Source organism: Nonomuraea sp. NPDC005650 (assembly GCF_040605375.1).
Taxonomy (GTDB): Bacteria; Actinomycetota; Actinomycetes; order Streptosporangiales; family Streptosporangiaceae; genus Nonomuraea.
This window is the reverse complement of sequence record NZ_JBEXCR010000034.1, coordinates 37,464-52,386: the sequence shown is the minus strand read 5'-3', so window position 1 is coordinate 52,386 and position 14,923 is coordinate 37,464. Positions and strand designations below refer to the sequence as shown.

Genomic DNA, 14,923 nt, shown 5'->3' with positions numbered 1-14,923 from the left:
ACGACCGGAATACTGACGAGCAGTGAAGTGGGCGTACCCAAAGACGCCCGCCTCGTCGCCAGCAACGAGCCAAAGGCCTGGCAGACCCTGGGCGGCGACGACGCGGTCGCGCGTGATCGACGCTTCAACGAGGTCACCCGCGTAGAGCCATGGAAAGGCCACTATCGCGAGTTGCGGCGGGCATACGTGGAAGGCGCGGATCACACGGACTGGGAGCCGCGAGCCGAGGTCGCCAGGCGCTTCGACGCCGGGATCACCGAGCATCTCGCACTTGCTGGCGGGCGCCCGCTCGTGGCGGCGACAGACGGCATGGCGATGACTGTTTGGGTGAAGGCGCGGCTGGGCCTGCAGAGCCCCGGTGACTCCTGGGCGGACCTCCGCTTTCCCGACGCGCATCTCGTCGACCTGGACCTGGGCACCGTCGAGCGAGCCCTGGCCCTCTGAACATCACCGGAAGGACCAGGAGGCAGCTGAGAGCACAACAGCCGAGCTTCGATCACTCAAACTTCGATGAGAATCGCTCAACCTTCGCCGCGACAGAACAACCGGCAAGCGTGGCAGAGCCGGTGACGGATGTTGCCCGGAACGTGTAAGAAAGCGCTGTGACCTGCGAAAACGGTGTCCTTGGCGAGATGTCGGAGGAAGGAGATGCGGAAACATGGGCGCTGGCCTGGATAGGTGGTACACCGAGCCAGCTCACCGTACAGGCCGGACCCCCAGCGTCCGACCCGCACCGTGCCATTATCTGCGTGGCCGATTGGTTGCGGAGGGTGAAGGTGCGGGTGGGATGCGGAAATGCGTCCTTTCAGGTGCGAGACAGCCTCGATGATCAGGTGAGTGCCTGACCACACGATCCGGCCCCAGGCTGTTGAATTGTCGAACCTTTGCTTGATGGGCTGTCCTAACTCGGGTCTTGCGGCAGGTATTTGGAACGGTGACAGGGATCGGTGGCCCGGTACTCGGGCCACACCCACATGACCGAACCCACCACCTCAACCGCTTCCACAGCCGCCAGTTCCTGCCCTCCCACCACGCCTGCCACGGCCGGCTCCTCGTTCCTCGCATCCGAACCGGACGCTCGGCTCGGTGAGCCAGGCTTTCGGCTGGTTGGGGAGGTTCGGGATGCGGTTCGGGGACATCTGCCGCTGTCGGTGTGGCTGGCAGAAGCCGACACCGAATCGGTCGCGACCTGTCCGGCGGGTTGCTGCCATCCGGCCAGCGGTCGGTTGGCCCGTCACCTCGTCGCCGCGTGCACCCGGCCCGGCGAGACGGTGGTTCACCTCGGCGCGAGCGATCATCAGCTGGTCTCGGCCGCGCTGACGGCGGGCTGCCTGCCGGTGGCCGTCTTCGCCGACGTGGCTCGCGCGGGTGTGTCCTGGACCTGCCTCGCGCGCACACACCCCGACTACGACCTGGAGGTCACCGAACTGCGCGTCACCGATCCTCGCGATGAGTCCTCGGCGCTGGCCGATCTCGCGGGCGGTGCAGGGTTGGTGGTGACCGAGCAGACCTGCCAACAGTCCCTGAGCCGGTCCAAGCGCACTGACCGGCCGGGCACCGAGAGTGAAGCCGAGGAATTCGACGTCACCTGCGCAGCAGGGCTGGTGAAGCCGGGCGGGCACCTGGCCGTGGTCACCGGCCTGCACCGCGAAGCCGGTGTGGTCGACCCGATGCCGAAGATCATCACCCAGGCCCGCGAGGCGGGGCTGGTGTACCTGCAGCACATCATCGCCCTGCGGCATCCCGCTCGCGGTGAGCACATCGACCCGGACCTCTCCCACTGTGCCCTGGCCGCGATCCAGGAGCTGCCGGAATGCGCCGGGCTGCCGGCGAGTGCTCGCGCGCACAGCGACCTGATCCTCTTCACGAAACCCAGGACGCCCTTGGGCTCTGACGGATCGACGGCCCTGGCCGCGGAAGGTGCCGTCGAGCCAGACGGCGCCGAGGCTCCGGTTCAGGCCGGGGGTGAGCGTTGATGGTGGAGGTGACCACGTCGGTATGGGCGACGGGGCAAAAGCCGTCGCGGGTTCAACGCAAGGGCCGGTACGTGCCGGAGTCGATGAGGCATCCGGGCAAGATGCTGCCCTCGATCGCCGCCCGGGCGATCGAGACCTACACCCGTCCGGGTGAACTGGTGGTCGATCCGATGTGCGGGATCGGCACCACCCTCATCGAAGCCGCGCATCTCGGCAGGCACGCCGCGGGCGTGGAGTACGAGGAAAGGTGGGCGCGCTTGGCGGTCGCCAACCTTGGCCACGCCCGCAAGCAGGGGGCGGCGGGGTTCGGGCAGGTGGTGGCCGGAGATTCCCGGCACATCGCCCGGCTGCTGCCTGACCTGGCAGGCCGGGTGGCGCTGGTGCTCACCTCGCCCCCGTACGGGGCGGCCACGCACGGGCACATCCGCTCCACCCGCGATACCGGCGAGCCGGGCGTGCGCAAGTGGAACCAGCGCTACTCGGCCGACCGCGCCAACCTCGCCCACCAGCAGCTCCCGCAACTCCTCGACGGGTTCGGCCGCATCCTGGCCGGATGCGCGACACTGCTGCGGCCGGGCGGCGTGGCGGCGGTCACGGTGCGGCCGTACCGGGTACGCGGCGAGCTGGTCGATCTACCCGGCCACGTCCACCACCTAGCCGAGAAGGCCGGGCTGGTGTTCGCCGATCGGATCGTGTGCCTGTTGTGCGGGCCCGGCGACGGCCAACTCCTCAACCGGGCGTCATTCTTCCAGCTCCACGAGGCACGCAAGGGCTGGGCGCGCGGCCTGCCGATCCACGCGGTCGCGCATGAGGACCTGCTGGTGTTCCCTAGGCCGCCGGGCTCCTCTTTGAGGGGTGTTGATCAATGAAGGATCAGACCTCTCAGATCGTTGCCGAACAGAATGCTTCTGCAGAGCAACATGCCTCCGAGGCGTCCGCGGTGTCCAAGCCGTCTTTGGTGCTGGGTGTCGTCGAAGCCGGGCGGATGCTGGGGATGGGTCGTACCAAGGCATACCGGCTTGCTCGAGCCGGCCAGTTCCCCTGCCCCATCCTGAGAATCGGCGGCCGTTACGCGGTGCCGCTTCGCGGCGTACATGGGCTCTTGGGCTATGGAGACGACGAGCGGTTCGGGTCCACATCAGGCGAGGCTGACGTCGGCCAGAACGCCGAAGCCGTCCCAACGAAGCCTTAGCAGCTGAGGCGGTGTGCAGGGCCGATGTCGTGACATCAGGTGGCACCCGGCGTGCCCGCAGGGTGCCACGGGCCCATCCACTTGGAGCCCACCTCTACGAGCATCCCGCTCGAAGAGGTGGGCCGACCAGATCGTCTCAGCGGACCAGCCTCCTGGCTTGTGGCGCGAGGGCGGTAGCCAGAGTGTTTTGCCGCGATGGCGAGTCCTCGGTCTGGTGGCAGGTCCGGTCGTGCTCGGCGAGAAGTTGTTGCCACACCTTGAGAGCTCGGAGACGAGGCCCGCGTGCCGTTTCCTCACGGCGGCCCTCATCGTTGCGGCGAAGGATCACATATTCACCGCCCTGACAGACGTACTCGTAGACGTCGCAGCATGAGATTTCCCTGACTCGGACGGGTCGCGTTCCGAACGCTGATACGGATCCCACCTCAGCACGGAGCCCGGCCCCCACTGCTCAGGAGACGGCAGCTCCACCGGATTCTGATGGCTGCTCCGTGATGACGTACGAGCTCGCCGACTTGATCGGCGCGTCGATGATCACCCGTCCCGGGGCCACGTCCCACGTAAACCACTTGTCTGCTCTTTCCAAGCGTGGATGGGTCCCCTGTAGTCCGGTATGCGGGCTGGCGGGGGAATGGACTGCCTTGATTGCCGGTGGCTCGCCATGGCCATGGACACGGGTGAGAGCGACACCGGTAGCGTTAACGCACTCGGCAGCTCGGATTCCGGGCTGTGATGAGCGTGGACCGGCTGAGGGGGAGGGCGGACGGTGGTGCTTTCAGGGGCATCTGCCCTCCCCGGCCCGGCCGCCGCAAACCGCGTCGAGCAAGCAGGCTTGGGCGGCGCGCAGGGGACGGCCAGGGGAATGGGCGGCCCGAAGCCGAATATCTGCCGGTCAGGGGTCACCCTTTGAGGCGGTACTGGCCAGGGCCGACGGTGGCAGTACGGTCGTCGCCGGGGCACTTCATTGGGAGGAGCCAATCCCGGCCATACTGCGGTGAGGCCGGTGGCGAGGAAGGCAACGCCCAGCCTCTCCCGCATCCGACCAGCCGGCGGCGACATCGTGTGCTCGTTTCGTGCGGTGTCCCAACGGAGCACGGCGCCACCTTTCTCCTCATCACTTCACAGGGGACTCGCCCGGCCGTTGGCAGTTGGCAGGCACGGCCGGGCGAGGATTCCCCGTTGGTCACCAGCGCGGTCGGTGGGAGCCCGGACGGTCACGCGCTGTGACGACGTCCATGCAATCGGGACGACGTGGGGTTGTGAACGGCGTGATGTGGTCGTTTGCCGTGCCCGGTCACGCTCCATGTCAATGCGGTGGTCGTTTGCTGGTCGTTTCGGCCGGGGACTGGCTTGATGGGTATCGGTGTCGCACACTGTGTGGTCCCCTAGACGGTGAGGGAGCGTGGCGCGGTGGACCAGCCCAAACGGCAACCCGGCAAGAGCCGTCCCGGCTTGGTCCGCGCACGTGAGCGCAAGGGCCTCACCCAGGAGGAAGCCGCGGAGCTGATCGGGATCTCGGCGACTACCTGGGCTCGCTGGGAGCGCGCCGAGCAAAGCATGCGCCCTGTCTACCGTGTCCGCATCGCCCTGGTGTGGCAGGTGCCGGTGGAGGAAGTCGAGGGCTGGTTGGCCGTCGAACAGCTCCATATCGAGCCCGTGTCCGCACTGGACGAGCACGATGACGGGGCCGGGTGTTGCACGGAGTCGGCGTGCCGTTTGTGGAGGTGGGAGATCGACACAACACGACGTCATCTACTGACAGCCCTACCGTTCACTCCGGCGGTTCTTGGCGAGTGGCTGCTTTCGTGGAGCTTCGATCCACCGACCACAACCTCCTCGCCGGGCCCAGGGTCAGTCAGGGTCGGTATGACAGAAGTGCAAGCCATCCAGGAAGCCCATCAGGCGTTCACGCGGATGGACCACCAGTACGGCGCCGGGCTCGTACGTCCCGCAGTGATGGACTTCCTGAACTTGAGGGTGGCGCCGCTTCTGCAGAGCAGCGCCAGCGAGGACGTCCGCGCGCAGCTGTTCACCGTCGCCTCACAAATGAGCCGACTGGCTGGGCCATCCGGCTGGCAGGCGCCGCAGTGGAAGCGGCCCGCAAAGCAGGAGCACCCTCCCGGGTGACAGCCGAGCTGCTGATCCGCCAAGCTCGCGCACTGGCCGTCGCTGACGACGACCGCGAACACCACGACGCGCACACCGTAGGCGAGGTCGCCAAGCTGCTGGCACAGGCCGAGACCGCGTTCGACCGCGACAGCAGCGGTAGGGACGCGACTTGGAGCGCGACCTTCACCGAAGCCGAGCTGGCCGCCGAGATCGGCTACTGCTGGCAACTCGCCGGTCAACACCAGCGCGCCGCCGCGTGCGCCGAGCAAGCCCTCAAGGGGTTCGGCTCAGACTTTCCGCGCTCCACCCATTTCAACCAGCTCCACGCCGCCCGCTCCTACCTCGAACTGGGCGAGCTTGAGCAGTCGCTGCACTATGCCCGGAGGGCTGTTCCGGCGACCAAGCAGCTTGCTTCGGTTCGTGGCCGCGCTCTGATGGACGATTTTGCTCAACGTCTCCAGTCGCGCTCCTCCGACTGTCGGGTGCGAGAGTTCGAGGACTATCGGCACAGCGCATTGACCGGCTGACCTGTCCCATGACCAGTCCGCCACTCGGTGCCGCCAGCGCGCGGCTCGGCCTGAAGGCCGACGGCGCTCGATTGCTGCACCTGCGCGCCAACGCCGTCTACCACCTCCCTGGTCCGAACGCCGTCCTGCGCATGCGACACGCTCCCGGAAACCGGCAAGCACTCCAGCGGCTGGACAGCGCCATCCGGACGACCCGTTGGCTGGCCGACGAGGGGTTCGCCACCATCGAACCCTTGCCCGTCGACCAGCCCGTCACCGTGCACGGCTGGATCGCCACCGCCTGGCGGTATGTTTCCGGCACGGCCAGGAGCGCGTCGGCGCCGCATGATCTGGCTGTGCTGCTACGCGATCTTCATACCCGCCGGGCTCCGATCGACGTGCCCGCCCTGCAGCCGCTGGGCACTCTACATGCTGATCTCACACAGCACGCCACCGAACTGCCAGAGGAGCACCACCGCTGGCTCCTGCGGCGCTGTGTCGAGATCGAACAGGACTATCGGCAGCTGACCCCACCGCTCGGCGAAGGACTCCTGCATGGTGACGCCCACACCGGCAATCTCTTCCGCGACTGTGACCGCTGGGTCTTCGGGGACTGGGACTCGATCGCTCACGGTCCGGTGTTGTCCGACCTCGTCCCGGCCATGATGCAACACCGCCGCTTCGGTCGTTCACGCGCCGACTGGATCAGCTTCTGTCGCGACTACGGCATCGATTCGGATGTGGAAGATCATCCTGCCGCTGCCACTCTCCGCGCCGCCCGCGAACTGCGCTCCCTGGCGGCGTACCTCCGCGCATCCCACCAACCAGAAGTTCGTGTCGAACTCCAGCGCCGCCTGACCAGCCTTGTCGAAGGAACACCGGCTACCTGGCGCCCCGTCTGAGTGCAAAGGCACCGGCGGCAGGCAGCCGGACACCGCACTAGTGACAAGCAGGTTGCGGGCTTGTTGGGTGACCCAGTCGGCGGTTGGGTTCGCTGTGAACCCCAGCATGTGGACCCGCCGGGTGGCGTGCTCGACCACGGCGAAGCAGTACAGTCGCGCGAGCATGACCGTCTCTACGCTGAAGAAGTCGCAGGCAAGAATCCTGGACGCCTGAGCCTGGAGGAACTGAGCCCAGGTCGGACCGCTGCGCCGGGGCGCTGGATCGAAGCCGGTCCTCTTCAAGATCGCCCACACGGTGGCCGGGGACACCTTCCGGCCCGGGCCGGCGATCTGCCCGGCGATGCGCCGGTAACCCCAGTCCGGGTTTTCGGCGGCCAGGCGCAGCACCAGGGCTCGGATGGTGGGTCGGATCGATGGTCGTCCCGGCCCGTGCTTGGGGTAGGTCCAGCGTCGCTTCACCAAGTCGGCGTGCCAGCGCAGCAGCGTCCGCGGTATGACGAACAGCTGACATCGCGGCGTCGGAACAGGAGCCGCGCGAGCGCGGAAATGATCGCCTGGTCCGCCCACGATGGCCGGGGAGCGGCGACCTGGCGCCGGAGCACAGCCGGCTGATGCCGCAATACCAGGATCTCTGCATCCTTGGACGCCTGCGATCGGCCGAGCAGCGCGATCCCGCCGAATACCCGTAAGACGATCAAGTACAGCAGCCGCAGAGCCATCCTGCGATCCTGCCGGAGCCGAGCCATCGAACACAGCAAACCCCAGGTCAAACCCTGTGACACAATATTCGGCACTCACAGCACCGCATTCATGGAGTCGGCGTCGTTTCAGCCGTCCCAGCTTCGGCATCCGCAGCAGAAGCGTGTCGGTGGGCGAAGAGGAGGCAGGCGCCCGCGCTGAGGAGGACGGCGACGATCGTGACGACGCCGAGGGGGAGGATACTGGTGGCGCCCGCGATGCCGACGAACGGGGCCGCTACACCGCCGAAGCCGTACCGGACCGTGCCGAGCAGAGAGGACGCCGTTCCGGCCATCTGCGGGTAGTTCGCCAGGGCGAGGGTGCTGGCGGGTGCGGCGGAGATCGCCACGCCGCTGGCCAGGAAGAACAGGGAGGCGATGACCACCCAGAGCGGCATCGGGGTGAAGCCGGACGTGAGCAGCCCGGCGGCGCCGAGGCCGGCGAGGAGGATGCCGGTGGCGAGGGTGCGGGTGATGCTCCATCGTTCGGCGCCGCGTCCGCCGAGCCAGCCGAAGAACGCGAAGCCGGCCGAGTTGAGTCCGAAGGCGGCCGCGTACCACTGCGGGGAAAGCCCGTAGATGTTCTGCAGGACGTAGGTGGCTCCGGCGAGGTAGGCGAACACGGCGGCCCACAGGAAGCCCTGGTTGAGGACTGCGCCGAGGAAGACTCGGTCGGCGAGCAGCGTGCGGTAGTCGCGCACGGTCTGGGCGAATCCACCTTGCACGCGGTGATCGGCCGGGAGTGTTTCCGCGAAGGTCAGCAGAGTGGCGATCAAGATGGCGGCGCCGATGATCGCGAGGACCACGAACAGGCCGCGCCAGTCGACGCGCGCGGTGAGTAGTCCGCCCAGCAGCGGGCCGACGATCGCCGCGAACGCTCCGGTCACGGTGAGCCGCCCGTAGAAGCGGATCAGCCGGCCGCCGGAGTAGACGTCGCGGCCCGCGGCCTGGGCGATGACGACGCCAACCCCTCCGGTGAGTCCTTGCACGAGCCGGGCGATGATGAGCACTTCGATATTGGGGCTGATCGCGCAGAGCGTGGAGGTGACGATGTACGCGGCGACGCCGACCAGGAGGATGCCGCGCCGCCCGAACCGATCCGAGACCGGTCCCGCGATCAACTGCCCGGCGGCCAGCCCGATCAGGCACGCGGTGACGGTCAGCTGCGCGATCGAGGTCGCGGCGCCGAGTTCGACCGTCAGCGCCGGCAGCGCGGGCAGGTACAGGTCCATCGAGATAGGCCCGAACACCGTCAGCAACAGCAACAGGGACGGCAGCAGCCGTCCCGCTACAGGTTTGGGCGGCGTGGTGGTCTGTGACATCGTGCGCGCTTTCCTTGCAGGGGGTGAGGGAGGATGGCTGTGGCTTAGGCCACCCCCGTGCCCGGTGGTCATTCGGTGGGGATGGTGAGGATGCGGTCGTCATCCTGGTTGGGCCGGCCGGTGCCGTCGGTGTTGCTGGTAGCGGCCCAGAGCTTCCCCTTCGGGGTGACGACCACGTCGCTGATGCGCCCGTATTGCCCGACGTAGTGCCGGGTGGAGGTGCTGGGGGCGGACAGGGGGATCTGCCGGATCGACTGGCCGCGGAGGTTGGCGACCCAGATGTCGTCGCCGAGGATGGTCATCCCGCTCGGGCTGGCTTCGGCGGGTCGCCACTGCTGAACCGGGTCGATGTACTGCCGGTTCTTGCAGATGCCTTCGACGATGGGCCAGCCGTAGTTTCCGCCGGGTTTGATGATGTTCAGTTCGTCCCAGGTGTCTTGCCCGAACTCGGTGGCGTACATGGTGCCGTCGGCCGCCCAGGCGATCCCTTGGGGGTTGCGGTGCCCGTAGCTGTATACGTGGGAGCCGTCGAACGGGTTGTCGCCGGGTACGTCCCCCTCGGGGGTCATGCGCAGGATCTTCCCGGCGAGGGAAGCGCGGTCTTGCGCGTTGTCGGAGTTCTGGTTGTCCCCTGTGGTGGCGTACAGCATCCCATCGGGCCCGAACGCGATACGGCCGCCGTTGTGGTAGGTCCCCGCGGGGATGCCGTCGAGCACCGTCTCCGCGCGGCCCACGGCCAACTGTGCACCGTCGCCCTGCAGGGGGTATCGGATGATCCGGTTCTCGCTTGCGGCGGTCACGTAGGCGTAGAGGTAGCCGTCGTGGTCGGCGAGGCCGAGGAGCCCGCCTTCGCCTGCGGCGCGGACGTCGTCGACGGTCGTGATCTCGGAGGTCGTGCCGTCGTCGTGGAGAGCCAGGATGCGGCCGGAGTCCCGTTCACTGACCAACGGGGTGTCGCCGTGGAAGATGATCGACCAGGGCGCTTCCAGCCCGCTGGTCACAACCTTGGGTTTCGTGACGGGTTCCGAGGCTGTGACGGGTTCAGAAGCTGCGGGCGAGGCCTGCCGGGCCGGCTCGCCGGCCTCGTCCGGCCGGCTCGTGCATCCGGTGAGGATCAGCGCGAACGCGAGCGCCACCGCCGTAAAACTTGCTCGCTTCACCATGCCTGTCTTCCTCTCTTTCATCAAGATCTGTCGTGTGCGCCGGCCGCCGCCGACCTCGACGGGGAACGGGTGCGACGGCGGCCCTGCCTGGCAGCGTGGGCGGTCCGGGTCAGCCAGACATGTCGGGTGCACGCTGTGTGCGTCCACGCGGCGGGTCAGAGCAAGGCGTCGGCGGTGATGGGCAGTTGGCGGATGCGGCGGCCGGTGGCGTTGAAGACGGCGTTGGCGATCGCGGGGGCCACGCCGACGTGCACGACCTCGCCGAGCCCCTTGACTCCGAGCGGGTCGGCCTCGTGGTCCTCGCCGTCCAGGTAGATCACCTTGACGTCGGGGACATCGGCGTTGACGGGGACGAGGTAGTCGGCCAGGTTGGCGTTGACGATCCGGCCGTCCCGGTGGTCGGTGGCGGTGTGTTCGAGCAGAGCCGTACCGATGCCGCCCACGATGCCGCCGATGGCCTGGCTCTCGGCGAGCTTGGGACTGATGATGCGGCCCGCGTCGTAGACGCCGAGCATGCGCCGCACCCGTACCAGGCCGAGTTCCGCGTCGACGGCGACCTCGGCGAAGGTGGCGTTATACGCGTAGAAGGAGTACCGCTGTTTCCCGTCCGGGCCGGTGAACGTGCCGAGTGCCTCGAGGTGAGCATGCCCGTTGCGGGCCAGCAAGGCGCGGTAGGTCTCGCCGCGGGCCGGATTGTTCTTCACGTGGAGCCGGCCACCCTGGACGACGATGTCGTCGGTGTCCGCGCCGTGCAACGGGGACTCGCGATCCGCGATCGCCAGCGTGATGGCTTGCCGGCGGACCTGGTTGCAGCCGTCGAGGACGGCGGAGCCGACGCTGGCCATGGTCATCGAGCCGCCGTGCGGCGGGGTCGGCGGGAAGAGGGAGTCACCGAGGCGGACGGTGACGGTGGGCACGGTCAGTCCGAGGGCGTCTGCGGCGACCTGGGTCTGGGAGGTGTACGTGCCCGGGCCCATGTCACTGGAGGCGGCTTCGACCACCGCGGTGCCGTCGGCGTTCAGGCGGATGCGGGCCTGGGCGGTGACGCGGACGGTGTCGTAGACACCGGCGGCCATGCCCATGCCGATCAGCCAGTTCCCTTCGCGGCGTGAGCGCGGCTTCGGGTCGCGACGGTGCCAGCCGAACTCGCGGGCGCCGATCGTGTAGCACTCGCGCAGGCGGCGGGTGGAGAACGGGAGCTTGGACGACTCGTCCAGGTCCGGTTCGTTGCGCCGGCGCAGTTCGATCGGGTCGATGCCGAGCTTGTCGGCGAGCTCGTCCATGGCCGATTCGATGACGTAGGAGGCGGTGGCGAAGCCGGGGCCGCGCATCCAGATCGGAGTGTTCACGTCCAGCGGCACCGTCCGGTACGCCTGGCTGACGTTCGGGGTGCTGTAGAGCATCTGGCCGGGCTGCATGACCCCCTCGGTGAACGTCTCGTACGAGGAGGTTTCGGCGTCCATCTCGTGGGCCATGGCGGTCAGCCGGCCGCGCCGGTTGCTGCCGAGTTGCAGCCGGTACTCGTACGAGGGGCGAAAACCGTTGCTGAAGTACATCTGCCTGCGGCTGAGGACCAGCTTGACCGGGCGTTTCGCCACGCGGGCCGCGAGGGCGGCGACGACGGTGTGGGGCCAGCAGCGCAGCCCGCTGCCGAAGCCGCCGCCGACGAAGGGGGAGATGACGCGCACGGAGGCCAGTGGCAGGCCGAAGACGGCGGCGAGCTCGGTCTGGGTGCCGACGACCCACTGGGTCTTGTCCCAGACGGTGAGCCTGTGGCCGTTCCAGCGAGCGATGGTGGCGTGCGGCTCCATCGGATTGTGGTGGTTGCGGGCCGTACGGTAGATCAGGCCCAGGCGCACGTCCGCCGTCCGCAAGGCGGCCTCCGCATCGCCGCGCGTGTAGTTCGTGGGCTTGTCCGGCTCGGCCTCGGTCAGGTCGGTGGCGGGCTTCTCAGCGGTGTAGCTGATCTTGACCAGACTCGCGCCGTGCTGGGCGGCTTCCAGGGTCGTGGCGATCACGACGGCGACCGGCTGGCCGTGGAAGAGGACCTTGTCGTCCTGGAAGACGCGCAGCCGGTGGCCTGGTGGATTGTTGGATGCGGTGTTGTCCCGGTATGGCAGGGTGGGCGCGTTGCGGTGGCTGATCACGTGCAGGACGCCGGGGTGGGCCAGGGCGGCGCGGGTGTCGATCGCGGTGATGCGGCCGCGGCCGATGCTCGCGTCGACGGTGACGGCGTGCGCGGCGCCGTCCACGTCGTGCTCGGCGGCGTAAAGGGCCTGGCCGGTGACCTTGTGCCGGCCGTCCACGCGGGAGAGCCGGGCGCCGACGGCTGCCCGTGGCTGGGGACTCACTGGGGACCTCCTACGGTGCGCAGCTGGCGTTCAACGGTCCGCCGGAGCAGCTCGACCTTGAACCGGTTGTGGGCGAGCGGGCTGGCGCCGTCCGTCGCCTTCTCGGCGGCGGCCGCCCACAGGGCATCGGATGGGCGCTCGCCGACCAGGTGCTGTTCGACGGCGGGCAGCTTCCACGGCACGGTGCCCACGCCGCCGGCGGCGACCTTGGCCGCGCGGATGATGCCGCCGCGTACGTGCAGGGCGACGGCCGCCGAGGTGAGCGCGAACTCATAAGACTGCCGGTCGCGCACCTTCAGATAGCCGGAGGCGAGCGGACGCGGGAGCGCGGGGATCTCCACTGCTGTGATCAACTCACCTGGGTGCAGGGCTTGTTCGCGCTGCGGGCTCGTGCCGGGGCCCAGCAGGAAGTCGGCGAAGGGCAGGCGGCGTTCGCCGTCCAGGCCCAGCAGGTGCACCTGGGCTTCCAGGGCGGCGAAGGCGACGGCCACGTCGGAGGGGTGCGTGGCCACGCACGCCTGGGAGGTGCCGAGGATGGCGTGCGTGCGGTTGTAGCCGTCGCGGGCGGCGCAGCCGGAGCCGGGGTCGCGCTTGTTGCAGGCGGCCGTCACGTCGCGGAAGTAGGTGCAGCGGGTGCGCTGCATGATGTTGCCGCCGATGGTGGCCATGTTCCGCAGCTGGGCCGATGCGCTCAGCTCCAGCGCCTGGGAGATCACCGGGTACAGGGTGCGCACCGTGGGATGGGCGGCTGCCGCGGCCATGGCCACCAGGGCGCCGATGCGCAGCCCGCCGCGCTCGGTGGCTTTGACCTCGGCCAGTGGCAGGCCGGTGATGTCGACGAGCGTGCCGGGTTGCTCGACACCTTCGCGCATCAGGTCGACCAGGGTGGTGCCGCCGGCGATGTAGCGGCCGCCGCGCCTGCCCGCGGCCAGGGCGTCACGCGTGTCGGAGGCTCGGGTGTAGGTGAAGGGATGCATGGTGAGGTGCCCTCACTTCCGGCCCGCGGCCTGCTGGACCGCGCGCACGATCTTGGGGTAGCAGCCGCAGCGGCAGATGTTGCCGCTCATCCACTCGCGGATCTCCTCCGGCGATTGGGTGTGGCCTTCCTGGATGCAGGCGATGCCGGAGACGATCTGGCCAGGGGTGCAGTAGCCGCATTGGAAGGCGTCCTGATCGATGAACGCCTGCTGCAGCGCGTGCAGGTCGTCGCCGTCGGCGATGCCCTCGATCGTGGTGACCTCGGCGCCGTCGAGTCGCACCGCCAGGATCAGGCAGGAGTTCTGCCGACGCCCGTCGACCAGAACGGTGCAGGCTCCGCAGGCTCCCGCGTTGCAGCCCTTCTTGGAGCCGGTTAGGCCCAGGTGCTCGCGCAGCAGGTCCAGCAGCGAGGTGCGGTTGTCGACGGTCACGGCGTGGCGGGTGCCGTTGACGGTCAGGGTGAGGCGGCTGGCGGGCGTCGAAGCGGCGGCCTCCGCTTCGGGACCGGAGATGAGGCTCGCGCCGAGCACGCCGCCCGCGACGACGGTCCCGCCGACGGCAGTACCGGCGGCGATGAAGGTGCGCCGGCTGAGCTCCACGGAGGAGGTTTCGTCAGCGGTCACGGGCATCGAGCTCTGCGGTACGGGTTCGGTGGGCATGTGGGAAGGCCTTTGCATCGTGGAAAGGATCAGCAGCACTGCAGTGGCACCGGTGTGGGCGGGGATGGGCACAGTAGGGCCGCCCTCTGGGCCAGAAGTGAAATCGGATCGGGTCTGGGCTCAGTAGCCGCGTGTGGACGCCGATCGAGGTGCCGGAGGTGACGGCGATCGGGACTGGTGTGATCAGCGGGCGGTCTGGCCACCGTCGACGGGCAGCGTCGACCACGACGACGAAGTCCGCCGCGTGGGTCGGGATCGATGCCAAGGGGCGGGACGGAACGTGCGCTTCCCAGCGTACGAGTGATGATCGCGGGCCGCGGATGGACGCCTTGCGTCACGTAGGGCCGGTCAAGCGGGAAGCTGGGAGAGTTGGCCAGGTCCGCGTCGGTGCCAGGCCCCGGCGGTTTGATCCTTTGCATGCGGGTTTCCGGCAACCCGATGAAAGACCGAGGCTAGTTCTTCACGACCTCAATGGTGACCGACGCGCCATCTGGAATCGCACGAAGCTCCTCTACGCTCGCGTCAATGCGCCCTAGTGGCACTTTTCCAGGCCAGTAGCCAATTGGGCCATAATATAGGGCAATCCATTGGCCGGGCTCGTAATAGCCAACTTCAGGGATCGCTGGCTCGTCGCCATCAGGCGCACCCTCCATTGAAAGCGGGTTCTGAACTCTGACGACTTTCTCGTCGTATCCCGGGTAATCATCGGCTGTCAGAGTGAGCGGAAGTTGCGACACAAGATCTTTTGCCGTCGGATTGTTGTACAACTGGATGGTGAACGCCTTGTCGCCGATACGGACCGCTATTCTGCTGCCAGACAGCGTCCTCAAATTGTCGTTCGTAGAACCTACTCCTTGCGCCCTGCTGCTGGTTTCCGCTGGTTCACCAGCGGCAGGCGAGACCTGCCGTGACTCTGCGCCGGGATCGCCCGGCTGGCTCGCGCAACCGGTAAGGAACACCGCGAACGTCAGCGCTGCCACCGTGGAACTTGCTCTCTTCAACATGCGTGTCTCCTCTCTTTCGCCAAT

General features: G+C 68.0%; 14 protein-coding genes and 1 pseudogene. 7 read left to right on the top strand and 8 right to left on the bottom strand.

What is annotated here, in order from left to right:
- The first annotated feature begins 27 nt into the window (after window positions 1-27).
- The 7 genes from ABZS69_RS44985 to ABZS69_RS44955 all read left to right on the top strand — a co-directional run bounded on the left by ABZS69_RS44985 (window position 28) and on the right by ABZS69_RS44955 (window position 6,685).
- Window positions 28-444 (top strand): hypothetical protein, encoded by a 417-nt coding sequence (locus tag ABZS69_RS44985; RefSeq protein ID WP_355383967.1) that lies wholly within the window; start codon window positions 28-30, stop codon window positions 442-444.
- A gap of 530 nt (window positions 445-974) precedes the next feature.
- Window positions 975-1,976: a hypothetical protein gene (locus ABZS69_RS44980; protein WP_355383964.1), complete on the top strand. Its 1,002-nt coding sequence runs from the start codon at window positions 975-977 to the stop codon at window positions 1,974-1,976.
- Complete coding sequence (locus tag ABZS69_RS44975; RefSeq protein ID WP_355383961.1) at window positions 1,976-2,845, top strand: DNA methyltransferase; 870 nt, start codon at window positions 1,976-1,978, stop codon at window positions 2,843-2,845. Before ABZS69_RS44980 ends, ABZS69_RS44975 begins: the two co-directional genes overlap by 1 nt.
- The gene (locus ABZS69_RS44970) at window positions 2,842-3,168 is read left to right on the top strand and encodes a helix-turn-helix domain-containing protein (protein ID WP_355383958.1); all 327 of its coding nucleotides are present in this window, start codon (window positions 2,842-2,844) and stop codon (window positions 3,166-3,168) included. The genes ABZS69_RS44975 and ABZS69_RS44970 overlap by 4 nt, the downstream gene beginning before the upstream one ends.
- Before the next feature lie 1,410 nt (window positions 3,169-4,578).
- Entirely contained in the window at window positions 4,579-5,295 is a 717-nt protein-coding gene (locus tag ABZS69_RS44965; protein WP_355383955.1) for a helix-turn-helix transcriptional regulator, read from the top strand.
- Window positions 5,292-5,804, top strand: a complete 513-nt coding sequence (locus tag ABZS69_RS44960) for a hypothetical protein (RefSeq protein WP_355383952.1) — start codon at window positions 5,292-5,294, stop codon at window positions 5,802-5,804. The genes ABZS69_RS44965 and ABZS69_RS44960 overlap by 4 nt, the downstream gene beginning before the upstream one ends.
- An 8-nt stretch (window positions 5,805-5,812) precedes the next feature.
- Entirely contained in the window at window positions 5,813-6,685 is an 873-nt protein-coding gene (locus ABZS69_RS44955) for a phosphotransferase (RefSeq protein WP_355383949.1), read from the top strand.
- A gap of 291 nt (window positions 6,686-6,976) precedes the next feature.
- Here the strand turns inward: ABZS69_RS44955 and ABZS69_RS44950 are convergent.
- The 8 genes and pseudogenes from ABZS69_RS44950 to ABZS69_RS44915 form a co-directional block, all read right to left on the bottom strand.
- Window positions 6,977-7,144, bottom strand: a pseudogene (locus ABZS69_RS44950) (helix-turn-helix domain-containing protein); the annotation flags it as partial.
- Complete coding sequence (locus ABZS69_RS44945) at window positions 7,141-7,404, bottom strand: hypothetical protein (RefSeq protein WP_355383946.1); 264 nt, start codon at window positions 7,402-7,404, stop codon at window positions 7,141-7,143. The pseudogene ABZS69_RS44950 and the gene ABZS69_RS44945, both read right to left, overlap by 4 nt.
- An 89-nt stretch (window positions 7,405-7,493) precedes the next feature.
- Window positions 7,494-8,744: a multidrug effflux MFS transporter gene (locus ABZS69_RS44940; RefSeq protein WP_355383943.1), complete on the bottom strand. Its 1,251-nt coding sequence runs from the start codon at window positions 8,742-8,744 to the stop codon at window positions 7,494-7,496.
- 68 nt (window positions 8,745-8,812) lie between these two features.
- Window positions 8,813-10,054 carry a PQQ-dependent sugar dehydrogenase gene (locus tag ABZS69_RS44935; RefSeq protein WP_355383940.1) on the bottom strand — a complete coding sequence of 414 codons (1,242 nt, stop codon included), beginning with the start codon at window positions 10,052-10,054 and terminating at the stop codon, window positions 8,813-8,815.
- 8 nt (window positions 10,055-10,062) lie between these two features.
- A complete protein-coding gene (locus tag ABZS69_RS44930; RefSeq protein WP_355383937.1) occupies window positions 10,063-12,258 on the bottom strand; it encodes a xanthine dehydrogenase family protein molybdopterin-binding subunit in 2,196 nt (731 codons plus the stop codon).
- On the bottom strand, window positions 12,255-13,235 hold the full coding sequence (locus ABZS69_RS44925) for a xanthine dehydrogenase family protein subunit M (protein ID WP_355383934.1): 981 nt from the start codon (window positions 13,233-13,235) through the stop codon (window positions 12,255-12,257). Before ABZS69_RS44925 ends, ABZS69_RS44930 begins: the two co-directional genes overlap by 4 nt.
- A gap of 12 nt (window positions 13,236-13,247) precedes the next feature.
- Window positions 13,248-13,748, bottom strand: coding sequence for a (2Fe-2S)-binding protein (locus ABZS69_RS44920; protein WP_355384238.1), 501 nt, complete (start codon window positions 13,746-13,748; stop codon window positions 13,248-13,250).
- Between the two features lie 599 nt (window positions 13,749-14,347).
- Entirely contained in the window at window positions 14,348-14,899 is a 552-nt protein-coding gene (locus ABZS69_RS44915) for a cyclophilin-like fold protein (protein WP_355383931.1), read from the bottom strand.
- Between the last annotated feature and the right edge of the window lie 24 nt (window positions 14,900-14,923).